Source organism: Mycolicibacterium monacense (assembly GCF_010731575.1).
Taxonomy (GTDB): Bacteria; Actinomycetota; Actinomycetes; order Mycobacteriales; family Mycobacteriaceae; genus Mycobacterium; species Mycobacterium monacense.
The window spans coordinates 3,232,004-3,256,594 of record NZ_AP022617.1 but is presented as its reverse complement, the minus strand read 5'-3'; the positions used below and the strand labels follow the sequence as shown (position 1 = coordinate 3,256,594).

Sequence of the window (24,591 nt, the reverse complement as noted above, 5' to 3'; positions counted from 1 at the left end):
CATGGCGCAGGCACAACTGGGTTCCCTCACGGACGCCTTCCGGGATGCGATGGCATCGGTGTGTACGCCGGTCGCCGTCATCACCGCCATGGATGACACGAGGCCGCACGGCACCACGGTGAGCGCCTTCGCCTCGCTGTCGATGTCTCCACCGTCGCTGTTGGTGAGCCTCGACCAGGGTTCTGACCTGCTCTCACTGATCCGGCGGACGAGTGCCTTCGGAGTCAACATCCTCGGCAGCGGTCAGTCGAGCCTGGCCTCCTGCTTCGCGAAGAAGGGTCGGGACAAGTTCACCGACGTGGATTGGTCACTGGCCGACGGCCTTCCGCGTCTGGCCGGCGTCCCGGGATGGTTCGCCTGCGACGTCATCCAGCTCGTCGAGGCCGCCGACCACGTCGTCGTGATCGGCGCGGTGCGGTCGGTGGAGAGTCGTGACACGCCACCGTTGACCTATCACGGCCGCGAGTTTGGTACCCATCGAGTTCTCGACTGAGGAGGCCGGCGATGCGCGACGACATGGTGGTTGCCGAAATCAGCTGCGGCAGAGCCGCTGTCATTCCGGACGGTGAGCGTGGCGCGTTGTTGTTCTTCGCCGCCGAAGCGGCGTCCGCGCAGCTTCTGAACTTCGCGATCAGATACTCCTCGGGTCTCATCCACGCCGCGATGCGCTCGGACCGACTGGACCGACTGCGCATCCACGACCAGCCGGTGCTGCCCTCGGAGGACCGCGCCCTCGGCTTCACGGTCTCGGTCGACGCGGTGGGCACGGGCACCGGTATCTCCGGACAGGCTCGGGCGCAGACGCTGCGCGCGCTCGGATCACCGCAGACGACGCCGGGCGATCTGGTCCGGCCCGGCCATGTGTTGCCGGTCCGGTGTCCCCACGTCCCGCGCAACGCACCGGATCTGGTGTGGGACAGGATGGTGCGAATAGTCGAGCGGGCCGGGTGCACACCGGTGGCGGCGGCGTGCCGGCTGGTGCACGACTCGGGCGACGTACTCGACGACGCGGCGGCCGAGGATTTCGCGGCCACCTTCGGGTTGGCGCTGGTGTCGGCGCCACAACCGGTCCGGGTGCTGGCCGCAGGAGCCTAAGCGGCGAGCACCGCCGACACGAGGCGGTGCAACTCGCCTGCGATGCCGGGCCGGTTGCGCATGCTCTGGGTTTGGGTGATGTCGGTGACCAGACCGATCGACGCCCGGGCGAGCAGCCGGGCATGGTGGGCCGACAACTCTGGCCGGACACCGGTGATGGCCACCACCCATTCGTCGATGTACTCGCGCTGGCTCGTCCGGATCGCTTCCTGGGCCTTCTCCGGTAGATAGATCAGATCGGCGGCGAGAATCGCCAGAATCGGTTGGTGCGGACCCAGTGCCAGCTCGATGAGGGTGCAGGCGATAATGTCGACGGCCTCTTGCGGTGTGCTCGCCGTCGGCAGCCGGTGATTGGTCACATAGTGCAGACCTTCGGCACCCCGATTCAGCACCGCCTGCAGGAGCTCGGCCTTACCGGTGAAGTACTGGTAGAACGTCGCGATAGCGGTATCGGACTCCGCGGCGATCTCCTCGATTCCCACCGAGTGGTAGCTCTGGGCGTGAAACAGGCGAGTGGCCGTGCTGAGGATGCGCTCACGCCGGCCCGGAGGGCGCCGCGGTGGAGCGAGGGGAGGCCTGGATGTCGTTGCCGCTGCGTCCAGTTCGCAGTTCAGCACACCATCAGCCATCGACTGCAGTATTCGCTTGGCTGAAGCGTCGTCCATGCCCCTGCGGGCGGGGGAGACGCTCGAGTAGACGGCCAGCACGCTCCACGCCCGCAATTCGGCGTCGCTGGTCGGCTCGCCGTCGTCGCCGAGTCCGAGCGCCTGCACCGTCAGCCACAGGACGTCGTTGAGCTTCGACCGGAACTCGTCCTGCTCACTTTCGGACAACTCGCGGCGCTCGCGCTTCCACAGCAGCACCTCTTCGCGTTCGAGCACCAGATCGGCGAGCTCGGAGAGGAACATCGCCGAGCGCTCGGGCGGTGCCAGATCCGCCTCGACGGCCCGCACCGCGACGGCTTCGACCGATGCCAGCTGCTCGGAGATCGCCTGGGCGAGAATGTCGTGCTTCTTGCGGAAGTGCCGGTACAGGGCCGGTCCGGTCAGCCCGACGGCCGACGCCACATCGTCCATGCTGACGTTGTGGTAGCCGCGTTCGGTGAACAGGCGTGCGGCAGCCTGGGACAACTGCAGCTTGCGCACCGAACTCCGCGCGTGCTGGCGAACGGCTTGCGCCACGTCGGCGATCCTCTCCCTACTGCCGCGAGGCGGTTCCGATTTACGGTTCGTGAACCACGATTATAGTTCACTCATCTACGAAACCGCGCGGGATGAACGCCGCCGCGTCGTGATCAGACTTCAGCGCACCGCCACCACGGCCTCGCCGCGAAGGGTGACCGTCCCATCCTCGAGCGTGATCTGCACGTCGAGGGTGGCGCGCCGTTCACCGTCGACCTCGTCGACGCTCGTCACGGTGCCGGTGCACGTGGGTCGCGCGTGCACCGGGGTGATGGCGCTGAATCGCGTGCTCAGGGAGCGGAGCTGGGACTGCGGAACCCATGAGGTGATCAACCGGCCGAGGTAGGCCATCGACAGCATGCCGTGCGCGAACACGTCGTCGAATCCGGCTTCCTTGGCGGCGTCCAGATCGATGTGGATTGGATTGTGGTCACCCGAGGCGCCGGCGAACAGCGCCAGGGTCGTGCGGGTGATCGGTTGCACCGCAAGGGCAGGCACTTCCGTCCCGACCTGGATGTCGGCGATGTCGGTGGTCACGATGGCGCTCCATTCCGGATCACGGATACGCTCTCCATCTCGGCGACGAGCTCGCCGGCAGAGGTCAATTGCGAACGGCGGACGAGGAATTCGAGGGCTCCGCCGCGCTTGGCGTAGTAGTCGGTGAACTCAGCCTGCAGGGTGAGGCTGTCACCGGCGTGGACCTCGCGGTGGTAGGTGAAGCGCTGTTCGCCGTGCAGCACCGCCGACAGGTTCACCCCGTGAGCCTCGAGCACCCCCAGCGTGTCGGAGTGCTCGAGATCCAGGCCGAACACGAAAGTGGGCGGTGCCAGCAGGTCGGGATGTCCGGCGGCCCGTGCGGCCTCGACATCGAAGTAGACCGGGTCGGTCTCACCGATGGCCTTGGCGAACATCGCGACACGACCGCGTTCGACGTCGACGGTGCTCTCCGGCCACGTGTAGCCCTTGAGTGATGCGGTGCTCATCATGCGCTCTTCTCGTAGAGGGTGACCACACAGGCGCCACCGAGTCCGAGGTTGTGCTGCAGTCCCAGTCGAGCCCCCTCGACCTGCCGGTCGCCGGCCTCGCCACGCAACTGCCAGACCAGTTCGGCGCATTGCGCCAGTCCGGTGGCGCCGAGCGGATGCCCCTTGGACAACAGGCCACCCGACGGATTGGTCACCACCCGTCCGCCGTAGGTGTTGTCACCGTCGAGGATGAACTTCTCCGCGGTGCCCTCGGGAGTCAGTCCGAGCCCCTCATAGGTGATCAGCTCGTTGGTCGTGAAGCAGTCGTGCAGTTCGACCACGGGGATGTCCTCGGGTCCCACGCCGGCCGCTTCGTACACGTCGGCCGCGGCCTTCGCCGTCATGTCGTAACCCACGACGCGGCGCATGTCTTCGCCGTCGAACGCGCCCGGCAGATCGGTGACCAGCGACTGTGCCCTGATGCCCACAGCTCCGTCGATGCCGTGCGCGGCAGCGAACTCGGTGCTGCACACCACCGCCGCAGCCGCCCCGCAGGTGGGAGGGCAGCACTGCAGTCGGGTCAACGGTCCCCAGATCGTCGGAGAGGCCATCACCTCGTCGAGTGTCACCGGATCGCGAAAGACCGCGAACGGGTTACGCGCAGCATGCTGGCGCGCCTTGACCGAAATTCGGCCGAACGTCTCGGGTTTGGTTCCGAAGCGCTCCATGTGCGCCACTCCCGCACCGCCGAAGAGCTGTGCGGCCATCGGGGCCTTGGGATCTGCGCCCGGTCGGCCCAGGGCGATCTCCTCGAACTTCCCGGTCGAGCTCGGCCGGTCGTCCCATACGGCGGCCAGTGCGCCCGGACGCATCTGCTCGAAGCCAAGCGCCAGCACGCAATCCGCGACGCCCGACGCGACCGCCTGTCGCGCGAGCCACAGTGCGGAGGATCCGGTCGAACAGTTGTTGTTGACGTTGACCACCGGGATACCCGAGAGACCGAGGTGGTACAGCGTCGCCTGGCCCGACGTGGAGTCGCCGTAGACGTAGCCCGCGTAGGCCTGCTCGACCTTGGCGTAGTCCAGCCCGGCGTCGGCGAGGGCCGCGCGGGCCGCCTGGGCGCCCATCTGCTGGTAATCCGCGCTCTTCCCCGGCTTGGCGAAGGGGGTCATCCCGACCCCCGCGATACAGACGGTGCTCTGCATGTCCACCTCACGCTTGAAATGACTAGAATCGAAAATAACCATATGGGCTTTGACTGCACCAGCGCAACCCTGTTGGTGGGTTCAACGCTGATATGAGTGATAACTGGCGGTTGACGGGCGGAGGCATCACATCGTCTCGATGCGCCTGGGCCGCCTCGGCGACTTCTCGGCACCCGTCGCGAGTGTCATCGAGGACACGCCGGCGTGCCCGCTTCGCGTCACCGGGTGCGGGCCTGTTCGAAGTGGGCGTGCACGTTCGGGTAGCGCATCAGATGCGCTCCGCCGTTGAGGTCGAGCACTTCGCCGGTGGTCCACTCGGCGGTGGCCAGGTACATCACCGCATCCGCGATCTCCTCCGGCGTACCGGGCCGGCCCAGCGGGATGTTCTCGACGTACTCGTCCTCCACGCCGGGCACGCCCAACGCTCCGGACGTCAACGGGGTTCGCACCAGCCCGGGCGCCACCGCGTTGACCCGGATCCGCGGGGCGAGTTCCAGTGCGGCCACCTGGGTCAGCATCGACAGCCCGGCCTTGGCGGAACTGTAGGCGCTCATGCCGACCGCGGGCTGCCGGGCGTTGAGTGAGCTCAGCGAGATGATCGTGCCGCCGTCGGCGAGGTGCCTGCCGGCATGCTGGATGACGAGGAACGCGCCGGCCAGGCACACGTCGACGACGCGGCGGAACTTGTTGACGGGCAGATCCGTGACCAGGCCGAGCGCGGTGATGCCCGCGCAGTTGACCGCGACCTCGAACCTCCCGGGCAGTGCGGCCACCGACTCGAAAAGCGTTGCCACGCCTGCTTCGTCGACGACGTCGACCTCGGCGGCGGTATGTCCACCCGCACCGAGTTGTTCGACCAGCGCGTTCGCCGCGTCGATGTTGCGATCGGCGACCACCACCGCGTAGCCGCGATCGGCCATGGCGCGGACGATGGTGGCGCCGATACCCGACGCCCCGCCGACGATGACGGCATACGACTTCTCGCTCACCGTGACTCCCTCTGACTGTTTGATGGTGCGCGGCGTGCGGTGCCCCGGGCTCGACGCGCAGGCGTCCCGGTTCCGGCGGTCAGGCCGCGATTGTTAATTACAATTCTAGTATAAGCGCGGTTCGTGGCACACCCTGGCTGGGGCGTCTCAAGAGCGCGGGATCTCCACTGCGTACACCGTCTGCGGTGCGGGAAGGCCTTTGAGCTCGACGTCACGTCTCGTACCGAAATCGATTCCCGCGTCCTCACCGACCGCCCCGCGGAGCGCTTCGCTGACCAGGATCTGACCGCCGTCGGCGAGGTCGGCGACCCGTGCGGCCGTCGCGACGTCGAGACCGAACAGGTCGTCACCGCGCCGGACCGAGGTGCCGACGTGGACGCCCGTCCGCACGCGAATTCCGTCCGTGGCATACCCGTCTTGAAGAAGCGCCTGCTGCACCGCAATACAACACCGGACGGCGCCCGCGGGCTCCGGGAAGGCGATCATGAAACCGTCACCTTGGTTTTTGACGACGAAACCCCGGTGGGCCGTGACCTGTCGCCGGATCAGCTGTTCGTGGCGCTCGAGAAGCTCCACCCAGTCGCGATCACCCAGCGTCGCGTTGCGTTGCGTCGACCCCTCGATGTCGGAGAACACCAGCACCACTCGTCCGTCGGCGGTGATGCGGGCGAGGTCCGGGCGTTCCACCCGCGCCCAGCCGGCCAGGTCTTCGATCGAGCTGCGCACCGATGCGCCGAGCTGCCGCCGGATGATCGAGTCGGCGGTCTGCACCGTGTTAGCGACGGTCTTGATGGCCAGCGGCGCAACCCCCATCGGTCGGCGGCGCCGGCGCGGCCCGTCACCGTCGCTGCGTCGCACGACCTGCTTACGTGCCGACGCCAGTCTGCGCCGGGCGACGAGGAGAAGGACGCCGAGGGTGACCAGGCCGGCGAACTCGAGCAGCACGACCACCCACAGCGCGATGTCCATGTGTGGATCATCCAGCATCGCCGGACGATCGCTGCCCTATCCGCGCACCGCTGACGATGAAGGACACGTCACCCACGGCGGATGGTCCGCCGAATCCCCGGCCCACGCGACGTAACCGTCGGGACGTATCAGCACGGCCGGACCATCGTCGGTGCGTTCGGCCTGGTGTCCGCTGAACGAGTCCACGACGGCGGCGCCGCGTTCACGGATCAGTACGAAACCCGGCGTGCGGAGCAGTTCGGAAAGTCGCCCCTCGGTCAACGGGATCTGGGTGGCGCGGGTTCCGACGAGGCCGGCGCCCGGATAGCGAAGGCCGGTCCCCGCGAAGCTGCCCGCCACGCCGTCGCGGATCATCGGTACCTGAAGTAGCCTCGGCGCCAGCCTGTTTCGCACCCACCGCGCCACCCGCGGGCGAAGCGTGATGCCTCGTGCCATCAGCCCGGACTGCCGCAGCACCCGCCGTCCGATCGGATGACGCTCGCAGTGGTAGGTGTCGAGGAGGGCGTCGTCGGCCCCGGCCAGCACAGCGTCGAGTTTCCAAGCGAGGTTGGCCGCGTCCTGGATGCCGGTGTTCATCCCCTGCCCACCCATGGGGGAGTGCACGTGCGCGGCGTCGCCGGCGAGGAACACGCGGCCGTGCCGGTACTGCGCGACCTGCCTTTCGTCGCAATGGAATCGCGACGTCCAGTCGACGTTCACCAGACCGGGGTCGGTGTCGAAGGCCCGCGCGAGGACCCCGCTGATCTCGGTGCGGTCGGCAGGCACGTGGTCGGGAACCTGGTGGTGGCGGTCCCACAACATCGCGCGATACCAGGATCCGTCGGCATCGTGGCGGTCATAGGGCGCCAGAAATCCGAACACGTCGCGGGTGCTGCCGACGGTCAGACCTCCGCCGGCGGGGCCGTCGGACAGCTTGACGTCGGCCAGGACGAGCGAGGACAGGATCGTCCTACCCGGGAAGTCGATGCGCAGCAATTCGCGCACCGTGCTGTGCGCCCCGTCCGCGCCGACGACATAGTCTGCCCGCCAGGCGATGTCACGCGACGAGTCCTGGGACCTGGCCGTGACCGTCACACCGTCGGCGTCCTGGTCGATCCCCACGACTGCCACGCCGCGTCTGATGTCGGCGCCGTACCGCTGGGCGTAGTCCAGAAGGGTGCGGTCGACGTTGGTCTGCGGGGTGACCAACACGAACGGGTACGGCGAGTCGAGGTGGCTGAGATCGATCTGCGCGCCGGCGAAGAGCGACACCCCCGGCGCGCGGTGCCCCTGCGCGATCAGGTCGCCGGCGAGGCCGCGCGCGTCGAGGACCTCGAGCGTGCGTGCCATCGTGGCGAACGCGCGGCTCGACGGATTCGGCGTCGACCGTTTCTCGAACACCACGACGGTGCGACCGGCGCGGGCCAGGTCACCAGCGGCGGTCAGACCGGTCGGCCCGGCGCCGACGATCACGACGTCGACCGCGGTGGTCATCGGTGCGCCTCCGGGTCGGGGTACCAACGGCGGATGTCGTCGGGGGTGGCCTTGGCCTCGCGGTTGAACACGAAGCGGCAGGCCGGTTGGCTGACATGAGCGGCGTTGACGATCGCCTCGAACAGCCACGTGTTGCGCGCGACCATGCGCACCCCGGCCCCGATCAGCACCGCGTCGTAGCGCTTGGCGCTCAACCACTCTCGTGCCTTCGCGGCGCCCGCCTCACCGAAGTCGATCAGGCAGTTGTCGACGTGGTAGCCGGCGGCCCGTAACTCGTCGACGTTCCTGTCGTTGGCGGCTCGCAACGTCTCCCTCGACAGGTTCGCGAACTGGGCGAAGTCCGGCGAGGAGTAGTCGATGACCTCGGGGGCGAGGCCGATCTGGATGGCGGTGACGGTCATGGGAACACTCCGTTCAAGCAAGTCAACAGTCGTTGACTACGACGGTAGGCCTGCTGCGTGAGGGTGTCAACAGTTGTTGACTACGTGGTGGTGTGCGACTTCGCTTGGGAATCGGGTCCGCCGGGTACATGCCTGCGAACAAGTGACGGTGTGGAGGGGTGGCCTGGCGGGATGACGTCGACTGACCTGCAATGTCCCAAGCGGATGCAGTTCGGCCCCTGCGGCGGTGTCCGACCCGACGGGCAGTGCGAAATGCGCACAGGACCCTGCGCCTTCCCCGACGTGGTGCCGTGGTCGGGAGTGGAACCGGCGTCACGGCCGGCGCAGGCGCCGCTCGTGCTGACCGACTTCAGTTGCGCACCGTTCGACGAGGACGACGTCGCCGCGACCGCCCGCATCCTCGGCCGGTCGTGTGACGCCGTCCTGGTGGGCGAGCACCAGAACCGGCCGGATTTTCCGCCCACGCTGATGGGCCGTCTGCTGCTCGAGGCCGGGGTGACCCCGTGGATCACGCTGTCGTGCCGCGACCGCAACCGCATCGTCCTCGAGCAGGAGTTGCGCGGGCTGCGCAGCCTCGGTGTCGGGACCGTGCTCTGCGTGACCGGCGACGGCCGCGGGTACGACGTGCGCCCGGACGTCACCCAGACCTTCGACCTCGACGGTCCGCGCCTGGTCTCACTGGCCGCGTCGGTCGGCATGGTGCCCGCCGTGCCGGAGACGCCCACCGCACCGCCGGTGCACGCCCGGCCCGCGCGGCTGGTCGAGAAGCAGCGCGCCGGCGCGAGCCTCGCCGTGCTCAACCACGTGCCGTACCCGGACACGATCACCGACTTCATGGCCACCGCGCGTACAGCCGGTCTGTCGATGCCGGTGGTGGCCGCGGTCGCGGTGTTCACCGACGTGGTGTCCGCCGCCGTCCTGCAGGGGCTCCCGGGACTCGAACTCGACCAGTCGGTGGTGGACGAGGTCCTCGGGGCCGCGGACCCGGTGTCGGCCGGTATCGCGGCCGCCGTCGCGGAGGCGCGGGCGCTGCTGGCGATCGACGGCGTCGACGGCGTCAACGTCTCGGGACTGGCATCGGCCTCCGGCACCCGGGTGGGCGCCGAGATCAAGGCCGAGGTCGGCCGACTCGTCAAAGCGGAGGTGGGGGCATGACGGAGGCGATGGACGCCGAGTTCGACACCGTGGCCGAGTGGACGGCGCAGGTGGCCGCCGATCTCGGCCCGGACTTCTACATCCCCGCAGGCTGCCGGGGCAGCGGGAGCCCAGCCGCCCTGGACTGGCTGATCGAGCAGTTGGCGTTGACGGCGGAGGACTCGTTACTCGACTGCGGGGCCGGGGTCGGGGGGCCGGCCGCCTACGCCGCGAAAGCCGTTGCGCTGCAGCCACTGCTCGTCGAACCCGAAGCGGGTGCCTGCCGCGCCGCCCGCACCCTGTTCGGGTTCCCCGTCGTACAGGCGGTCGGATCGGCGCTGCCGTTGGCCGACGCGAGCGTCGACGCCGCCTGGTCGCTTGGCGTCCTGTGCACGACGCCTCACCAGCTGGAACTGCTCAGCGAGATGCGCCGTACGGTGCGGCCGCCGGGTCGCATCGCGCTGCTCGCCTTCGTCTCCCGTGAGCCGTTGCTGACCAAACAGCCCGAGGGCAACCACTTCCCGGCGCGCGGTGAACTCATCGAGTTGATCGCCGACGCGGGCCTGCGAATCGAGAAGTGGCGCAGCACGGCCGATCTGCCGGCCATCCCGCAGGAGTGGACCGACCGGGTCGACGCCGTCACGAACGCTCTCGCCGAACGGCACGGCGCATCGCGGGCGTGGCAGTTGGCCGAACGGCAGAGCGGTCGGATCGCCGATCTGCTGGCCGAAGGCGCCGTCACCGGCGAGATGCTGGTGCTGCGGCACGCGTGAGCGTCAGCGACTGAGCCCGTGCACCGCCGCTGAGAGCTGCCCGTAGCGGGTGAGCTCGTTTCTCAAGGGCGCCAACACGAATTCGTCGGCGACCCCGTCGACCCGCCGGTGCAACTCGGAGGCCACTTTCCGCCGTCGCCGCGCCGCGCCCACCGCCACGAACGGGCGCACGACGATCCGCAGGAGCAGGCCCAGCGCCAGCCCGCCGAGGAGCAGGACCGTCGGCAGCGCGAACGGGCCGAGCGACGGCGCGTCGAGGTCGATCTGCAGATACGCCAACACCGCGAGCGCGCCCAACCACACGCCGCCGGCCACCGCAACGGCGATCAGCAGCCACTGCAGCGCGCCGAAGAACCGCCACCACCGCGGTGACCGCGACATCCCCAGGTCGGCCCCGCCGACCGCCCGGTCCAGGGCGTCGGGCACCGCGTCGGCCCGAGACCTCGCCGCCTCCCGCATGATTCGTGGCCACGGCGCGGGCAGCCCGTCGGATGCGGTGTCGGCGAGCGTGCGCACCGCGCTGTCGACTCCGGCGCGCGCCGCGGCCGAGCCCGAGGGCATCGACGTCCGCCGCAGGATCTCGCCCTGGGTGTCGGGGGCGTCCAGGCCCAGGCGCCGCAACGGATCCGGGCGGATCTTCGGTATCCAGCGGACCGGCGGCCACCCGGTCGCGGCCAGTCCGCGGCGGGTGTAGGCCCGACCGACGGCATCGACCACCGTCGGAACGGCGGCCGCCCCGGCGAGGGCGCCACGCAGCTGCCGCTCGGCGTCGCGGAGCGCGGGCTCCGACCGCGCGGGCGCCAGCGGGTCGAGCCGGGCGGCCATCGCGTCGAGATCGGCGCTGACCCGCGCCGTTCGCGCCCGGTGGTCGGCCACGGTCGAGACGAGGAACTCGTGCAATTCCGAAGCGCCGTCCGGCTTCACGGCGGAGGTGGCCAGCACCGGCACACCCGCCAGACCGTCCTCGGCGATGAGCCGGTGCAGATCGTGCATGCACGATGCCAGGTCGGGCAGGGGGAGCCGGTCGGCCTGGTTGAGGACGACGACCATCACCTCACGGTGCGGCGCCAGCGGGCGCAGGTACTCCTCGTGCAGCATGGCGTCGGCGTACTTCTGCGGGTCGAGCACCCAGACGAAGGCGTCGACCAGCCGGATCAGCCGGTCGACCTCGGCGCGGTGCGCCACCTCGACGGAGTCGTGGTCGGGCAGGTCGAGCAACACCAGCCCGGACAGCTGCGGGGTGGCCGACGCGTCCCCGGCCTGACGGTTGCCGATCTCCAGCCAGTCGAGGAGTTCGGCGGCGGGGGACGGTCCGAACACGACGGCCTGGGTCGCCGACGTGGTCGGCCGCCGGATGCCGACCTGCGCCAGCGGCGCGCCCGCGATCGCGTTGAACAGGGAGGATTTACCGCTTCCGGTCGCTCCGGCCAACGCCACGACGGTGTGCTCGCCCGAGAGTCGCAGCCGGGTTCCGGCGCGTGCGTCGAGGCTGTGGACCTCGGCGAGGACGTCCTCGGGCAGCCGTCCGGCGCCCAGACTCGCCACCGCCGACAATGCGGCCAGCCGTTGGACGAGGTTCATTGCAGCACCGCGGCAATACGATTGGCGGCCCTGCGCAGGTCGTCACCGCTCACCGGCGATGCCGCCGATTCCAGGATCCGGTGGTACCGGCCGGAATCCTCGGTCAGCAGCTGGCCGACGCGAGCGAGGAGCTCGTCGCGCGCCTGGCGGGCCAGGCCGCGCACGGCCTGTTCGCCGAAGATCGCCTCCAGCACCTTCTGGCCGGCCACGGTCGTCCCGCCGGCGACCGCGATCTCGGCTCCGGTCAGACCGGCCGTCTGGCTGAACACGGCGAGCATGACGACCAGCCCGGCGCCGTTGACCCCGTAGGACGCCAACCGCGCCCCGGAGCGCTTCGATGCGCCCTCGGTGCGGACGAGTTCGAGCACGAACCCCTCCCAGTCGCGGACCAGCCGTTCCACGGCCTCGGGCAATCCCGGTGCGGGCCTGGCCAATTCATCGGTCAGCAGCAGTGCGCCGGCCTGGTGGCGGGCCCAGCACCCGTAGGCCGCCTCGGCGGCGTCCTCGACCGCCGCGCGCACCACCGTGGCGATGCCACTTTCCAGCGCCGACCCCAGTTCCTCGACCGGGGTCGAACGCCCGCTCACCGCCGAGACCATGCGGTCGCGGATGCGCCCGACTCGAGATTCCAACCGGCGCAGGAACTCGCCGGTGCCGACCACGTCCTGCCAGCGCGCCAGTACCTCGCCGCGCAGCATCGCACCGTCGCGGATCGCTTCGTCGACGCGCGCGAGTGCGGTGTCGTAGGACGACCGCACGCACGATTCCAGTTGCGCGCGGACGTCGGCCTGTTCGTCCGCCGCACCGGCCAGGGCGTACGTGCGTGGCGGAAGGCTGCGCAAGGCACCGTCGAGCGTGTACCGCACCACCGAGGCCCGCTGTTCGGCGTCCGCGGTGAGCCCGCCCAGCCAGGCGCGGATCGGTGCGATCGCTTTCTCCTTCAGGCGTCCGTTGCGCAGTGACTGCTCGGCGATGACGAACAGCGGGGCGCCGTTGAGGCCGCCGGCGGCGAGCATGTCCTGCAGGTGTCCCGCCACGTCGTGCACGGCCTCCGGTGGGCAGCGGTCCAGGACGACGGCGATGGCGGTGCCGCGGTCACGGGCGGTGTGCAGCATGTTCCAGGGCACCGCGTCGGCGTAGCGGGCCGCGGTCGTGAGGAAGATCCACAGGTCCGCGGCGGCCAGCAGCGTGGCGGCGAGTTCGCGGTTGCTGCTCACCACGCTGTCGATGTCGGGGGCGTCGAGCAGCGCCAGTCCGGGCCCGATGCCCGGATGGGGCGCCAGCCGCAGTCCGTCGGGGCCGGCCGAGCGTGGCAGCTGCGGCAGGATGCGGTCGTCGGTGAACCACTGCAGATCCGCGGGATGGCAGACGATCACCGGGCCGCGGGTGGTCGGACGCAGGACGCCCGACTGGCTGACGTCGTCGCCGACCAGCGAGTTGATCAACGTCGATTTGCCCGCACCGGTCGAACCGCCGACCACGGCCAGCAGGGGCGCGTCGATGCTTCGCAGCCGCGGGATCAGGTAGTCGGCGAGTTGACCGGTCAGTTCGCGCCGGTCGCGCTCGGCGGGCCAGGCCGACGGCGCAGGCAGCGGGAAGGTGGTGTGCCAGAGCACCGCGCCGAGATCGGCCACCGCATCGAGGAGATCCGTGGCCGCCGTCATCTCCCCAGCGTGCCTCACAGAACCGTCGCGGCGGGCGGCTTTGATCGACCCGCACCCTTGCCGGACATACCCCCAGGGGGTATGGTCCAGCATGTGCATGAGCATCACCACACAGCCAGCGCCGGTGTCAACACCATGGCGCTCAGCGCGACGTTGCACTGTCTGACCGGATGCGCCATCGGCGAGATCGCCGGGCTGATCATCGGTACCGCGTTGGGACTGGGCAATCTGGCCACGATCGGCCTCGCCGTCGCGTTGGCGTTCCTGTTCGGCTACGCGCTCTCCACGCTGCCGTTGCTGAAGGCCGGTCTCGCCCTGGGTACCGCACTGAGCGTGGTGCTGGCGGCCGACACCCTGTCGATCCTGACCATGGAGGTCGTCGACAACCTCGTCATGGCCGTCATCCCCGGCGCGATGAATGCCGGTTTGGTCAACCCGGTCTTCTGGCTGGGGATGATGATCGCTCTTGCCGCTGCCTTTCTCGCCGCCTACCCGGTCAACCGCCATCTACTCCGCCGAGGCAAGGGCCACGCCCTGACTCACGAATACCACCACGGGGCAACGGATCCCAGCGGAGTGCGACGGTTCATTCCGTCGCTAGGCGCGGGCGCCCTGGCTGCGACGATCATCGCGTTCATGCTCGGCGGCCTGGTGGTGTCGATCGCTGCCGAACTGGGGGAGTCCGACATCGGTTCGCATGCGCAGGCGGTCAGCGGCGCAGTCCCGCAAGGATGATCGTGAGTATGCGCTGCGCGCGGACATTCCATTCGGCGTCGTCGAGGCGCGTGAGGTAACCGAGGAGCAGGATCACGTCGCGGGCGTCGACGTCGTCGCGGATCTGACCGGCCGCTTTACCGGCCTCCAGCAGTGTGGTCACCGCTCCGCCGATCGGTCCTGCGCTGTGGCCGGCCAGCTCAGTGCGCGCGGAATCCGTTGCGGCGGCGAAGACTCCGCGTTTGACCCGGGCGTAGTCGGCGACCCGGTCGAACCACAACGCCAGGGCGTCGAACGGGGGGTGCCGTTCGAGCAGTTCTGAGGCGGATACCACGAGCGCATCGACGTCGTCGCGGTACAGCTCGGCGAGCAGGGCCTCTCGAGTGGGGAAGTGCCGGTAGAGCGTCCCCTGGCCGACGCCGGCCGCCTTGGCGATCTCGTTCATCTTCACATCGTCTGATGCGACGATGCGCGCCCGCGCGGCCGCGAGGATCCGGGCACGGTTCTGCTCGGCGTCGCTGCGCCGCTTCACCGGCCACCTCCACTGCTAAACGGACATGTGTCCGCTACTGTCGAGCGGTAAGGGGACACGTGTCCACTTTAATCGACCGAAAGGAGCCGGCCATGTCATCCACGATGTCCAGGGTCGTCGCGATCACCGGTGCCAGCAGCGGGATCGGTGAGGCGACGGCCCGGGAACTGGCCCGCCGCGGGGCCGCTGTCGTGCTGGGCGCCCGCCGCGCCGACCACCTCGACCGCGTCGCCGCCGAGATCCGGGAAGCGGGCGGCGCCGCCGTGGTGTGCACGGCCGACGTCACCCGCCTCGACGATGTCCGGCGCCTGGCCGACCGGGCGGTCGACGAGTTCGGACGGCTCGACGTCATGGTCAACAACGCCGGAATCGGCAGAATCGGCCCGATCTCCGACCTCGACGTCGACGGTTGGTCGGCCATGATCGACGTGAACCTGCGCGGCGTCCTGCACGGCATTGCCGCCGCTCTGCCGATCTTTCGCAGGCAGGGCCACGGCCACTTCGTGACCACCGTGTCGACCGCTGGATTGAAGATCGTTCCCGACCAGGGCGTGTACGCCGCGACGAAAAACGCCGTCCGCACCGTGCTGGAAGCGCTGCGTCAGGAATCGACCGACGGTGTCGTCCGCACCACGGCGATCTCACCGGGTTTCGTCAACACCGAGATGGACGGCTCGATCGACGACCCGGTTCTGCGTGAGCGGATTCGACGCTCCATGGACGACGTCGGCCTGGAGCCCGAGGCTGTCGCCCAAGCGATCGCCTTCGCCATCGAGGCACCCGCCCATGTCGAGATCGGCGAGCTCACGATTCGTCCCGCCGTGCAGAACTGACGTATCCGGCCGCAGGTGATAGGGCGGTTTGTCCAGCTCAGAGGTGGTGCGGGAAGCATTTTCCGGGTCGGTGCTGTTTGCACTTGACAGCGCAGGGGTAGAAACCCCCGCAGATGCACAACTTCGTGGAGCGCAGAGGTATGAGTGGAAAACACCGGTCACCCGAACCGATGACCCAGCACCGGACGACGCAGTGGCCCGTTGTCGTGGGCGGCTCGCTGTCGTTCGCCGTGGCGTCGGCAGGCGTTCTCGCCGGTGCGATCGTGCACTTCTCGTCACCCGGACCCGCCCCTGCGGCACCCGAGGCGCCGCAGGCCACCAGCAGCGCGCCGGTCACTCAGAACGGCACCGTGATCGCCGTGACCGCCGACTCGGTCACCACTCGCAGCGACGACGGCCTCATCCAGACCTACCGGATCACCCCGGACACCCATGCCGTCACGACCGACCGCCAGCAGCCCGCCAGCCCGGTGACATCGTTCTCCGTCGACGACCGCGTGGCGGTTTTCGCGACGGTGCAGTCCGGCCAGCCGGTCGCGACCGCGGTCGCCGACCAGGCCGCCGTCGGACCCGACGGTCCCCCGATGGACTACGTCGCCGCAGGCTGAGCGCTCATCGCACCGCGATGACGACCTTTCCTTTGGCGCTGCGATTCTCCAGTGCCGCAATGGCTTCCGCCGCCCGCTCCAGCGGGAACACATCGGGTTGCGGCGCGGACACCGCGCCGGAGGCCAACAGCGGCTCGAGTTCGGCCCACTGTTCCCGCACATAGCCGGGGTGCGCGAAAGTCCAAGCGCCCCAACCGACTCCGACGACATCGACGTTGTTGAGCAGCAGCCGGTTCACCTTCACGGTGGGAATCTCGCCGCCGGTGAAACCGATCACCAACAGCCGGCCGCCGGGTGCCAGCGAGCGCAGCGAGTCGGTGAACCGGTCGCCGCCCACGGGATCGACCACGACGTCGACACCGCGCCCATCCGTCAACTCCTTGACGGCATCCTTGAACCCGTCGGCCAGCACCACCTCGTCGGCGCCGGCCGCCTGTGCCACCGGGATCTTCTCCTCGGTGCTGACCACGGCGATGGTGCGTCCCGCACCGAACGCCGGAGCCAACCGCAGTGTCGAGGTGCCGATCCCGCCGGCGGCGCCGTGGACGAGGACCGTCTCGCCCTTGGCCAACCGGCCCCGCGTGCGCAACGCGCAGTGCACGGTCAGATCGTTGAACAACAGCCCCGCGCCGGCTTCGAACGACACCGCGTCGGGCAGCGGGAACACCCGATCCGGGGCCAGCGCAACGACTTCGGCCATGCCACCGGACAGCATCGTCAGACCCGCGACCCGATCACCCGGCGACACCCCCGATCCTGCGGGGGCGCTGCGCACCACACCGGCGATCTCGGCGCCCGGGGTGAACGGCAGGTCCGGCTTGTACTGGTAGAGCCCGCGGGTGAGCAGCGCATCGGGGAACGCCACCCCGGCCGCGTGCACATCGATCAGCACCCCATCGGCGCTGTCGGGCTCGTCGACGTCGACGACCTGTACCGAGCCGGGACCGTCCAATCGGTCAATCTGAACCGCGCGCATGGTCGCCTTCCTTCCGTCGACGGGAACCATTTAACATCCCGGGGTGATCGACGCCCGTGTCGCGGTGCTGCTCGAAGCCGGCGCTGACACTCACCGCGCTGCGTCGTCGAGGGCGACAGCGAACCTCATGCGTTCATCCCGCACCTGGTCGCCTTGGCGAGGTCCGGCGAACTGTCACTGGACCGGCTGGTCACGAGGTTCCCGTTCGAGCAGTTCGATGCCGCCTGGTCGGCCGCCAAAACGGGCCGCGTAATCAAGCCGGTTCCGGTCACCGAGAGCTAGGCTGTTAACCCCGGCGACGTTGCCGGCACCGCGATGGGAGCACCCGTGAGCAGGGCACGATCCACCAGCCGATTCGCCGCCGCGAAGTCGTTGCCGCCCAGCCGGGTGGTCCCGGTGCGCTCCGTGGACGGGGTGCGGCTGCACACCGAGGTCTTCGGACCCGAGAACGCCCCACCGGTCGTGCTCGCGCACGGCATCACATGCGCGATCCGGGTGTGGGCCTACCAGATCGCCGACCTCGCCCGCGATCACCGCGTCATCGCGTTCGACCACCGCGGCCACGGGCGCAGCGGCGTACCGCCCCGGCGCGGCAACTACAGCCTCGACTATCTGGCCGCCGACCTCGACGCGGTGCTGGACGCGACCGTCGCCCCCGGCGAGCGGGCGGTCGTCGCGGGCCACTCGATGGGCGGCATCGCCATCAGCAGCTGGGCCGAACGTTTCCCCGAGCGGGTGGCGCAACGGGCCGCGGGTGTCGCGCTGATCAACACCACCACCGGGGATCTGCTGCGCGACATCCAGTTCCTCCCGGTGCCCCATCGGCTGTCGGCGACGCGCGTGCGGGCGGCAGGCACCGTGATCAAGACGTTCGGCGCCGCACCGCTGCTCGCGGCGGCGCACCGGCCGGGCCGCCGGTTCGTCTCGGAACTTGCCGTCGGCCGCGCCGCCGATCCCGAGGTGGCCGCCTTCGTGTTCGAACTGTTCGCGGGCACGCCGGCCGCGGGTCGTGGCGGCTGGGCGCGGGTCCTGGTGGAGTCGCTCGGACCGCGCCACATCGGCCTGGAGAACCTCCACGTGCCGACGCTCGTGATCGGCAGCGACAAGGACCGCCTGCTGCCGATCACCTCGGCGAAGCGGATCGCCGAGTCGGTGCCGAACCTGGCCGCCTTCCTCGAACTGTCCGGCGGGCACTGCGCCATCCTGGAACGGCCTCACGAGGTCAACGGTGCGCTGCGCAATCTGGTCGAGTCGGTGGCCACCCCGCGCCGCGCCACGTCGTGACGGCGGGGTCCTAACGCGACAAGAGGTCGTGCACCTCGGTTGCGGCCCGCTGCCCCGAGCGCACCGCGCCGTCGAGGAAGCCCGTCCATTCGTCCGCGGTTTCCGTTCCCGCCCAATGGATTCCGTGGACCGGTGTGCGCAGCCACTGACCGTAGGCCAGCCATGCGCCGGGCGGCACCGCCGCGGTCGGGCCGCCCGGTGCGAACTCGTCGGCGCCCCACAGGTGATCGACGTAGTCGATCGGTGACGATGCGGCGTCGCCGAACAGCGCGGCGAATCCGGCCAGTGCGCGGCTGCGGCGCTCGTCGGGGGAGAGCAGGTCGAACGACGCCGCGTTCGTGAACCCCAGCAGGATGCCCGGGCCCTTGTCCGACGGACTGACGTCGAAGGTGATGAACACCGGACCCTCGTCGGACAACGCCTCACCCGAGCATCCGCCGTCGCGCCAGAACGGTGTGTCGTAGGCGGCGTAGGCCTTGCTCAGCCGGCCCTGCGGCCAGTGCGCGGCCAGATCGGCGTAACCGGCGGGCAGTCGCGGTTCGAACTCGATGGTCTCGCGGTGGGCGGGTGCCACGGCGACGATCACCGCCCGCGCCGCCGTGTTGCCGCGCTCGGTGTGGACGTTCAGCGCCCCGTCGGTGTCCCGCTCGATGTGGCGTACCGGCGCACCGGTGACCACCCGGTCGCCCAGTTCGGCTGCCATCCGCACCGCGATCTGCTGGGAGCCGCCCGGGAAACGGTCCTGTTGCGCTCCGCCCTCGACGTCGAGCATGCACCCGATACCGCCCGCCGCCTTGACGTAGCGTGCGGCGTGCAGCAGCGACACCGCGTCGGGTTCGCACCCCCAGGTGACCCGGGACATGATCGCCATCAGGTCGCGCGTCGACGCGCTGGCGTGCACCGACCGCAGCCACGATTCGAGGCTGAGGTCGTCGAGTCGGTGGGCCGCGGGCGCGGTCCACGGCGCGGCGAGCGGGATCTGTTTGCACAACCGCTCGAACCGCCACTGGATGCGGCTCACGTCGAGCAGTTCGATGATCGACAGACGCGGGATGGTGCTGCGGTAGGAGCGCACCCGCCCGCGCCAGCGGATCAGGTTGTTGCCGCGGTTGTAGGTGCGGACGGTGTCGCAGCCCAGTTCGGCCGCCAGCGCGATGACCGCGTCCTGGGTCGGCCCGATGAACGAGGCACCCAGATCGACCGGGACGCCGGCGACGGTGGTGGTGTACGCCCGTCCGCCGACCCGGTCCCGTCCCTCGAACACCACCACGTCGTGGCCGCGGCGGGTGAGTTCGCGGGCCGCCGTGAGCCCGGCGAACCCGGCCCCCACCACGACGACGTCGGCGCCGGCCGGTGCTGTCATCCGACTAGGCTCTCACGTCGTGCAGGTGATGACGGCGCTGTTCGGCCCGACAGATGCGATCCGACGGGCACACGCGCTGCGCGAAGCGGGCGCCGACGGCGTGTTCACCTTCGAGGGACCGCACGACGTGTTCACCCCGCTGACGCTGGCCGCCACGGTCGGCGGGCTGGATCTGATGACCAATGTCGCGATCGCGTTCCCGCGCAATCCGATTCACCTGGCCCACCAGGCGATCGACCACCAGATCCTGTCCGGCGGGCGGTTCACGCTAGGGCTGGGCACGCAGATCCGAACCCAGATCGAGAAGCGGTTCGGTGCAGACTTCGACCGCCCCGTTGCGCGGATGACGGAGATGATCGGCGCGTTGCGGGCGATCTTCGCGACCTGGTCGACCGGGGAGCCGCTGGACTTCCGCGGTGAGTTCTACCGGCACACGCTGATGACACCGAACTTCACGCCGCGCGGCAACGACTTCGGACCGCCGCCGATCTACGTGGGTGCGCTCGGTCCCCGGCTGACCCGCGCGACCGCCGAACACGCCGACGGGCTGCTGGTGATGCCGTTCGGCACCAAACGTTTCCTGCACGAATCGACCATGACGGCGGTCGCCGAGGGGCTGGCGGCCGCCGGCCGGGACGCCGCGGAGTTCACCGTCGTCCCGGAGGTCATCGTCTCGGTCGCCTCCGAGCAGAACCCCGATCACGCCGCCACCCGCCAGTTGCTGGCGTTCTACGGTTCCACGCCGGCCTACCGTCCGGTCCTCGACCTGCACGGGTGGGGTGATCTGCAGCCGGAACTGCACGCGATGTCCAAACAGGGCCGCTGGCAGGAGATGGCCACGCTGATCCCCGACGACATGCTGCACACCATCGCCGCCTGCGGCACCCCCGCGGAGATCGCCGCGCACATCCGGGACCGGGTGGGCGGCGTCGCCGACCGCATCTGCCTGTACCAGCCCCAGCCGATCGATGTGGATTCGTTGGCCCAGATCGTCGACGCGCTGCGCGGGTGAGCCCTATGGTGGGGGTCGGTACGTAAGCGGACCAATGGAGGTTCCATGAGCGGCGTCGATGCTGATCAGACCGATGTCCTGATCATCGGTGCAGGCATCTCGGGGATAGGCGCGGCCTACCGCCTGCAGGAGAGGAACCCGCGGCTGACGTACACGATCCTCGAGCGCCGGGGGCGCATCGGTGGCACCTGGGACCTGTTCCGCTACCCGGGCATCCGCTCGGACAGCGACATCTTCACGCTGAGCTTCCCGTTCGAGCGGTGGACCAGGCCGGAGAACGTCGCCGACGGTGACGACATCCGCGAATACCTGACCCAGACCGCCCACAAGCACGGCATCGACTCCCACATCCGGTTCGACACCCACGTGTTGTCGGCGGACTGGGATTCGGCCACCGACACCTGGACCGTGCACACCCAGCAGGACGGGCAGCCGCGCACCTACCGCAGCCGGTTCCTGTTCTTCGGCACCGGCTACTACAACTACGACGAGCCCTACCGGCCCGAGTTCCCGGGCCTCGACAACTTCGCCGGCGAGGTGGTCCATCCGCAGCACTGGCCCGAATCCCTCGACTACACGGGTAAGAACGTCGTGGTGATCGGCAGCGGCGCCACCGCGATCAGCATGGTCCCCGCGCTGGCCCGGCAGGCCGGCCACGTCACGATGTTGCAGCGCTCACCGACGTATGTGCTGTCCTCACCGCGGATCAACCCGGTGGTGCAGGCCATCCGCAAGGTCTTCCCGGCGCGGATCGCCTTCCACCTCGTACGGCTGTACAACCTCGCGTTCATCGTCTCCACCTACGCGCTGTCGCGGAAGGCGCCACGCCTGGTGCGACGGTTCATCCGCAATCAGGCCGCCAAGACGCTGCCCGACGGCTATCCGGTCGACGTGCACTTCAACCCGCGGTACGACCCGTGGGATCAGCGGATGTGCCTGAGCCTCGACGACGACCTGTACTCGGCGATCGCCGACGGCCGGGCCGAGGTGGTCACCGACCACATCGACACGTTCGACGAGAAGGGCGTCGTCCTGCGTTCGGGTGAGCGCATCGACGCCGACATCATCGTGACCGCCACCGGACTGCAGCTGCAGGCACTCGGCGGCATCGCGCTGAGCATCGACGGTGCGGAGATCAAACCCCAGGACCGGTTCGTGTTCAAGGAGCACATGCTCGAGGACGTGCCGAACCTGGCGTGGTGCGTGGGCTACATCAACGCGTCGTGGACGCTGCGCGCGGACCTGACCGCGCGGGCCTTCGCCCGACTGATCGCGTTCATGGACGAACACGGTTACACGCACGCCTATCCGCACCTCGGCGACAAACCCATGGCGGAGAAGCCGGCGTGGAACATCAACGCCGGCTACGTCCAGCGGGCGCCGCACGCCCTGCCGAAATCGGGCACCCAGCGGCCGTGGAACGTGCGGCACAACTACGTCCTCGACGCCATCGACCACCGGTTCGACCGGATCGAGGAGTCGATGGTGTTCGGCCGCGTCCCGGCCTCAGAGCGGGTGATTTCGGCGTAGCTGGTCGCGCTGAGCGCGACCAGCCACGCCCAAATCGCCGCTGCTACGGGGCGAGCGTGAGCCAGTCGGCGAATCCGGACGGGTCGTGGCGACCGAGCGCGCCGTGTTCGAACAGCCCCCAGCCCTCGACGGTGCGGCCGTCCACCGAACAGGTCGCCCGGCCGACATGGTCGATGACGCCGAACATCGCGCGTCCGGACACCGACGGGTCGCTCAGGTCGTAATCGCGCCGCTCGGTGAACTTCTCGCCCTTCCACACCCCGTGCAGCCAGTCGGAATCCCCGCCGTAGCCGCCGCCGATGTGGATGGGCACCGGCAGCTTGGACTCCACCTCGAACACCACCGGTGAACCGTCCCCGGCCGTGGCTTCGATGGTGGCGCCGTAGGGGATTCGGGTCCCCGACGTGTAGTGGATCCTCACCCGCGGCCACCCCAGCTGTTCGACGCGGCCGTCGCGCCACACCCGGGTGCAGTCGTTGAGCGAGCGGAACCCGGTGGGGTCCTCCTGGATGATGAGCACGATCGCGAAGTCGTCGAATGCCATCGGGACGTAGAGCCACCACATGCCCTCGAACGGTGGATCGGCCGGACGCCCGGCGGGTTCGGCCTCACCGATCGGCCGGATCCCCCACGAGCGGTCGCGGGTGCCGATCCAGGTCTGCGGGTCGACGGCGATCTCCTGACCGTCGAGCAGGATCCGTCCGCTCCAGGCGCCGACCTGGGCGAACCGCTGCGCGTCCAGCGTGACCCGGTTGCCGGTCCGCATGACGTGCGGTTGCTCCTGGACGACGTCGAAGAGCCCCTCCCAGGTGAGATCGACTGCGACACCCTCGGTTTCGTCCATCACGATGCGTAGTTTGCGCAGCGGTTCGCTGACCTCCACGCGGTAGTTGCCGACGTGCTGGTTCAACCGGTCCTGGTCGATGCCGTCGGACAGGTGCACGGCGGTGTGGGTGTCGCCGAGCAACCCCTTCTCGCCGCCGCCGCGCCGGGACACCAGCACGAACGCATCCTTGACCCCGAGGTTCGGGTAGTACCCGATGCCGGTGATGAGGAAGATGTCGCCGCTGCGGTCGTGGGCGTTGAAGTACGAGCGGTCGTAGAAGTTCCGGTCCGAGGACCCCGGCCACGCGATGGGCTGCGGGATCTGGTGCACCGGGAATTCGTCCATGGGTCCGAGCATCACGAGTCCTCTCCGATGAGGCGGCGCAGCAGGGCGCCGTGGTAGAACAGCGATTCCACGTCCGTCGGCGGTTCGATCTCGCCGAAATGCACCCGCCGGGCGCTGGTGCGCATGAACACGCACGCCCAGATCACCGCCGAATACACGTAGAACCAGTGCAGATCGCCCAACTGGACGCCGGTGCGCTCGGCGTAGGTGGCCTTCACGTCCTCCTCGCGCATGAAATGCGGCATCCCGTCGAGCCCCGCCAGACCGGTCAGCTCCTGGAACACCATGTGCGCGAAGATCATCCACGCGACATCCATCTCGCGCGGTCCGAGGGTCGCCATCTCCCAGTCCAGCACCGCGACGGGACGGAAATCCCGGTAGAGCACGTTGCCGACCCGCGCGTCGCCCCACACCAGGACCGGGTCGCCGGCCGCGACGTCCGCAGGCCAGTGCGCGTCGAGCCAGCCCAGCGCGTCCTCGATCAGTGACGACCGCCCGATGTCGGGCACCGCGAACTCATACCATGCCTTGAGCCAGTTCAGGTTTCGCGTCAGCGCGTTGTCGCCGGGTCCGGTGGCGAGGAAGCCGAAGGTGGTCTGCGGGTCGGGAATCGAGTGCAACTTCGTCAGCACCTCGACGGTGCTGTCCTGCAGTTCGCGCTGACGCTCGACGGGTGCGTCGTAGAACCAGTTGCCGCCGAACGTGTACGGCATGACATCGGGCGGGACGACGCCGTCGACGTGGTCCATCAGGAAGAACGGGGTGCCGAGCACCTCGCCGGTGGGTTCGAGCCAGCGCACCCGCGGTACCGGCACGTCGGTCTTCTCGCCGACCAGCCGGATGACCTCGAACTGGTGGTCCAGCCGGTAGTCCGAGAACACCGGCACATCTTCGGCGGCGGGGGCGACCCGGGCGACCAACCGCTGCTCGCCGGCGTCCGAGCGGACCGTGAGAATGATGGTCTCCGAGGACATTCCGTTCGCGTCGACACCGCTCTCGACGAGCACCTCGGGCGCCTGTCCGTCGGGCAGCCTGGTGGCCAGCCACCGCGACATGATGCCGGGCAGAGTGGTGACGTCACGACTGGCGCGCTGCAGGCGGCTGACGTCTTCGACAGCCGGTTCGTGTGGCATGCGTT

25 protein-coding genes are annotated in these 24,591 nt (G+C 69.3%); 10 read left to right on the top strand and 15 right to left on the bottom strand.

Annotated features, from left to right (window positions below):
* Position 1: 1 nt before the first annotated feature.
* Positions 2-493 (top strand): flavin reductase family protein, encoded by a 492-nt coding sequence (locus G6N49_RS15695; protein ID WP_064915881.1) that lies wholly within the window; start codon positions 2-4, stop codon positions 491-493.
* Between the two features lie 11 nt (positions 494-504).
* On the top strand, positions 505-1,095 hold the full coding sequence (locus G6N49_RS15690; protein ID WP_064876389.1) for a 3,4-dihydroxy-2-butanone-4-phosphate synthase: 591 nt from the start codon (positions 505-507) through the stop codon (positions 1,093-1,095).
* On the opposite strand, the gene G6N49_RS15685 is transcribed toward G6N49_RS15690, so the two are convergent.
* The 8 genes from G6N49_RS15685 to G6N49_RS15650 all read right to left on the bottom strand — a co-directional run bounded on the left by G6N49_RS15685 (position 1,092) and on the right by G6N49_RS15650 (position 8,278).
* Positions 1,092-2,276, bottom strand: a complete 1,185-nt coding sequence (locus tag G6N49_RS15685) for a TetR/AcrR family transcriptional regulator (protein ID WP_064876391.1) — start codon at positions 2,274-2,276, stop codon at positions 1,092-1,094. The genes G6N49_RS15690 and G6N49_RS15685 overlap by 4 nt on opposite strands.
* 120 nt (positions 2,277-2,396) lie before the next feature.
* A complete protein-coding gene (locus G6N49_RS15680) occupies positions 2,397-2,813 on the bottom strand; it encodes a MaoC/PaaZ C-terminal domain-containing protein (protein ID WP_011558946.1) in 417 nt (138 codons plus the stop codon).
* Positions 2,810-3,262: a MaoC family dehydratase N-terminal domain-containing protein gene (locus G6N49_RS15675; protein ID WP_064876393.1), complete on the bottom strand. Its 453-nt coding sequence runs from the start codon at positions 3,260-3,262 to the stop codon at positions 2,810-2,812. The genes G6N49_RS15680 and G6N49_RS15675 overlap by 4 nt, the downstream gene beginning before the upstream one ends.
* Positions 3,259-4,446 carry a lipid-transfer protein gene (locus tag G6N49_RS15670; protein ID WP_083044701.1) on the bottom strand — a complete coding sequence of 396 codons (1,188 nt, stop codon included), beginning with the start codon at positions 4,444-4,446 and terminating at the stop codon, positions 3,259-3,261. The genes G6N49_RS15675 and G6N49_RS15670 overlap by 4 nt, the downstream gene beginning before the upstream one ends.
* 218 nt (positions 4,447-4,664) lie before the next feature.
* The gene (locus G6N49_RS15665; RefSeq protein WP_083044642.1) at positions 4,665-5,435 is read right to left on the bottom strand and encodes an SDR family NAD(P)-dependent oxidoreductase; all 771 of its coding nucleotides are present in this window, start codon (positions 5,433-5,435) and stop codon (positions 4,665-4,667) included.
* A 147-nt stretch (positions 5,436-5,582) separates the two neighbouring features.
* The gene (locus G6N49_RS15660) at positions 5,583-6,422 is read right to left on the bottom strand and encodes an adenylate/guanylate cyclase domain-containing protein (protein WP_083044641.1); all 840 of its coding nucleotides are present in this window, start codon (positions 6,420-6,422) and stop codon (positions 5,583-5,585) included.
* Positions 6,423-6,440: 18 nt separating this feature from the next.
* A complete protein-coding gene (locus tag G6N49_RS15655) occupies positions 6,441-7,877 on the bottom strand; it encodes an FAD-dependent oxidoreductase (protein WP_011558951.1) in 1,437 nt (478 codons plus the stop codon).
* On the bottom strand, positions 7,874-8,278 hold the full coding sequence (locus tag G6N49_RS15650) for a hypothetical protein (protein ID WP_011558952.1): 405 nt from the start codon (positions 8,276-8,278) through the stop codon (positions 7,874-7,876). The genes G6N49_RS15655 and G6N49_RS15650 overlap by 4 nt, the downstream gene beginning before the upstream one ends.
* Before the next feature lie 171 nt (positions 8,279-8,449).
* Here G6N49_RS15650 and G6N49_RS15645 point away from each other — a divergent pair, with 171 nt between their 5' ends.
* Together G6N49_RS15645 and G6N49_RS15640 are read left to right on the top strand one after the other, a co-directional pair.
* Positions 8,450-9,433: a methylenetetrahydrofolate reductase C-terminal domain-containing protein gene (locus G6N49_RS15645; protein ID WP_011558953.1), complete on the top strand. Its 984-nt coding sequence runs from the start codon at positions 8,450-8,452 to the stop codon at positions 9,431-9,433.
* On the top strand, positions 9,430-10,185 hold the full coding sequence (locus G6N49_RS15640) for a class I SAM-dependent methyltransferase (protein ID WP_011558954.1): 756 nt from the start codon (positions 9,430-9,432) through the stop codon (positions 10,183-10,185). Before G6N49_RS15645 ends, G6N49_RS15640 begins: the two co-directional genes overlap by 4 nt.
* A gap of 3 nt (positions 10,186-10,188) precedes the next feature.
* On the opposite strand, the gene G6N49_RS15635 is transcribed toward G6N49_RS15640, so the two are convergent.
* The gene (locus tag G6N49_RS15635; protein ID WP_011558955.1) at positions 10,189-11,766 is read right to left on the bottom strand and encodes a GTPase; all 1,578 of its coding nucleotides are present in this window, start codon (positions 11,764-11,766) and stop codon (positions 10,189-10,191) included.
* Entirely contained in the window at positions 11,763-13,430 is a 1,668-nt protein-coding gene (locus G6N49_RS15630) for a GTPase family protein (RefSeq protein ID WP_234789174.1), read from the bottom strand. The genes G6N49_RS15635 and G6N49_RS15630 overlap by 4 nt, the downstream gene beginning before the upstream one ends.
* Here G6N49_RS15630 and G6N49_RS15625 point away from each other — a divergent pair.
* The gene (locus G6N49_RS15625) at positions 13,371-14,165 is read left to right on the top strand and encodes a DUF4396 domain-containing protein (protein WP_235679526.1); all 795 of its coding nucleotides are present in this window, start codon (positions 13,371-13,373) and stop codon (positions 14,163-14,165) included. The genes G6N49_RS15630 and G6N49_RS15625 overlap by 60 nt on opposite strands.
* On the opposite strand, the gene G6N49_RS15620 is transcribed toward G6N49_RS15625, so the two are convergent.
* Positions 14,140-14,676, bottom strand: coding sequence for a TetR/AcrR family transcriptional regulator (locus G6N49_RS15620; RefSeq protein WP_083044639.1), 537 nt, complete (start codon positions 14,674-14,676; stop codon positions 14,140-14,142). The two genes, G6N49_RS15625 and G6N49_RS15620, sit on opposite strands and share 26 nt — an antisense overlap.
* A gap of 92 nt (positions 14,677-14,768) precedes the next feature.
* Between G6N49_RS15620 and G6N49_RS15615 the strand changes: the two genes are divergently transcribed.
* Together G6N49_RS15615 and G6N49_RS15610 are read left to right on the top strand one after the other, a co-directional pair.
* Entirely contained in the window at positions 14,769-15,509 is a 741-nt protein-coding gene (locus G6N49_RS15615) for an SDR family oxidoreductase (protein ID WP_064876410.1), read from the top strand.
* Between the two features lie 140 nt (positions 15,510-15,649).
* On the top strand, positions 15,650-16,117 hold the full coding sequence (locus tag G6N49_RS15610; protein WP_011558960.1) for a hypothetical protein: 468 nt from the start codon (positions 15,650-15,652) through the stop codon (positions 16,115-16,117).
* 4 nt (positions 16,118-16,121) lie between these two features.
* On the opposite strand, the gene G6N49_RS15605 is transcribed toward G6N49_RS15610, so the two are convergent.
* Positions 16,122-17,093: an NADPH:quinone oxidoreductase family protein gene (locus G6N49_RS15605; RefSeq protein WP_064876471.1), complete on the bottom strand. Its 972-nt coding sequence runs from the start codon at positions 17,091-17,093 to the stop codon at positions 16,122-16,124.
* Between the two features lie 315 nt (positions 17,094-17,408).
* Between G6N49_RS15605 and G6N49_RS15600 the strand changes: the two genes are divergently transcribed.
* On the top strand, positions 17,409-18,377 hold the full coding sequence (locus G6N49_RS15600) for an alpha/beta fold hydrolase (RefSeq protein ID WP_221222519.1): 969 nt from the start codon (positions 17,409-17,411) through the stop codon (positions 18,375-18,377).
* Between the two features lie 10 nt (positions 18,378-18,387).
* Here the strand turns inward: G6N49_RS15600 and G6N49_RS15595 are convergent, their stop codons facing one another.
* On the bottom strand, positions 18,388-19,740 hold the full coding sequence (locus G6N49_RS15595) for a flavin monoamine oxidase family protein (protein ID WP_083044638.1): 1,353 nt from the start codon (positions 19,738-19,740) through the stop codon (positions 18,388-18,390).
* Positions 19,741-19,768: 28 nt separating this feature from the next.
* Here G6N49_RS15595 and G6N49_RS15590 point away from each other — a divergent pair, with 28 nt between their 5' ends.
* Both G6N49_RS15590 and G6N49_RS15585 read left to right on the top strand, forming a co-directional pair.
* Positions 19,769-20,752 carry a TIGR03617 family F420-dependent LLM class oxidoreductase gene (locus tag G6N49_RS15590; RefSeq protein WP_064915893.1) on the top strand — a complete coding sequence of 328 codons (984 nt, stop codon included), beginning with the start codon at positions 19,769-19,771 and terminating at the stop codon, positions 20,750-20,752.
* A gap of 45 nt (positions 20,753-20,797) precedes the next feature.
* Positions 20,798-22,282: a flavin-containing monooxygenase gene (locus G6N49_RS15585; RefSeq protein ID WP_011558965.1), complete on the top strand. Its 1,485-nt coding sequence runs from the start codon at positions 20,798-20,800 to the stop codon at positions 22,280-22,282.
* A gap of 43 nt (positions 22,283-22,325) precedes the next feature.
* Here G6N49_RS15585 and G6N49_RS15580 read toward each other — a convergent pair whose 3' ends face one another.
* Both G6N49_RS15580 and G6N49_RS15575 read right to left on the bottom strand, forming a co-directional pair.
* The gene (locus tag G6N49_RS15580; RefSeq protein ID WP_011558966.1) at positions 22,326-23,465 is read right to left on the bottom strand and encodes an Rv3169 family protein; all 1,140 of its coding nucleotides are present in this window, start codon (positions 23,463-23,465) and stop codon (positions 22,326-22,328) included.
* The gene (locus tag G6N49_RS15575) at positions 23,465-24,586 is read right to left on the bottom strand and encodes a phosphotransferase family protein (protein WP_083044637.1); all 1,122 of its coding nucleotides are present in this window, start codon (positions 24,584-24,586) and stop codon (positions 23,465-23,467) included. The genes G6N49_RS15580 and G6N49_RS15575 overlap by 1 nt, the downstream gene beginning before the upstream one ends.
* Positions 24,587-24,591: the final 5 nt, after the last annotated feature.

Bases quoted from the DNA above. Each gene is read 5' to 3' on its own strand.
- G6N49_RS15695 (WP_064915881.1), top strand. From the start codon at position 2: ATGGCGCAGGCACAACTGGGTTCCCTCACGGACGCCTTCCGGGATGCG.
- G6N49_RS15690 (WP_064876389.1), top strand. From the start codon at position 505: ATGCGCGACGACATGGTGGTTGCCGAAATCAGCTGCGGCAGAGCCGCT.
- G6N49_RS15675 (WP_064876393.1), bottom strand. From the start codon at position 3,262: ATGATGAGCACCGCATCACTCAAGGGCTACACGTGGCCGGAGAGCACC.
- G6N49_RS15670 (WP_083044701.1), bottom strand. From the start codon at position 4,446: ATGCAGAGCACCGTCTGTATCGCGGGGGTCGGGATGACCCCCTTCGCC.
- G6N49_RS15660 (WP_083044641.1), bottom strand. From the start codon at position 6,422: ATGCTGGATGATCCACACATGGACATCGCGCTGTGGGTGGTCGTGCTG.
- G6N49_RS15655 (WP_011558951.1), bottom strand. From the start codon at position 7,877: ATGACCACCGCGGTCGACGTCGTGATCGTCGGCGCCGGGCCGACCGGT.
- G6N49_RS15650 (WP_011558952.1), bottom strand. From the start codon at position 8,278: ATGACCGTCACCGCCATCCAGATCGGCCTCGCCCCCGAGGTCATCGAC.
- G6N49_RS15645 (WP_011558953.1), top strand. From the start codon at position 8,450: ATGACGTCGACTGACCTGCAATGTCCCAAGCGGATGCAGTTCGGCCCC.
- G6N49_RS15640 (WP_011558954.1), top strand. From the start codon at position 9,430: ATGACGGAGGCGATGGACGCCGAGTTCGACACCGTGGCCGAGTGGACG.
- G6N49_RS15635 (WP_011558955.1), bottom strand. From the start codon at position 11,766: ATGAACCTCGTCCAACGGCTGGCCGCATTGTCGGCGGTGGCGAGTCTG.
- G6N49_RS15630 (WP_234789174.1), bottom strand. From the start codon at position 13,430: ATGACGGCGGCCACGGATCTCCTCGATGCGGTGGCCGATCTCGGCGCG.
- G6N49_RS15615 (WP_064876410.1), top strand. From the start codon at position 14,769: ATGTCATCCACGATGTCCAGGGTCGTCGCGATCACCGGTGCCAGCAGC.
- G6N49_RS15610 (WP_011558960.1), top strand. From the start codon at position 15,650: ATGAGTGGAAAACACCGGTCACCCGAACCGATGACCCAGCACCGGACG.
- G6N49_RS15605 (WP_064876471.1), bottom strand. From the start codon at position 17,093: ATGCGCGCGGTTCAGATTGACCGATTGGACGGTCCCGGCTCGGTACAG.
- G6N49_RS15600 (WP_221222519.1), top strand. From the start codon at position 17,409: ATGGGAGCACCCGTGAGCAGGGCACGATCCACCAGCCGATTCGCCGCC.
- G6N49_RS15595 (WP_083044638.1), bottom strand. From the start codon at position 19,740: ATGACAGCACCGGCCGGCGCCGACGTCGTCGTGGTGGGGGCCGGGTTC.
- G6N49_RS15590 (WP_064915893.1), top strand. From the start codon at position 19,769: ATGACGGCGCTGTTCGGCCCGACAGATGCGATCCGACGGGCACACGCG.
- G6N49_RS15585 (WP_011558965.1), top strand. From the start codon at position 20,798: ATGAGCGGCGTCGATGCTGATCAGACCGATGTCCTGATCATCGGTGCA.
- G6N49_RS15580 (WP_011558966.1), bottom strand. From the start codon at position 23,465: ATGCTCGGACCCATGGACGAATTCCCGGTGCACCAGATCCCGCAGCCC.
- G6N49_RS15575 (WP_083044637.1), bottom strand. From the start codon at position 24,586: ATGCCACACGAACCGGCTGTCGAAGACGTCAGCCGCCTGCAGCGCGCC.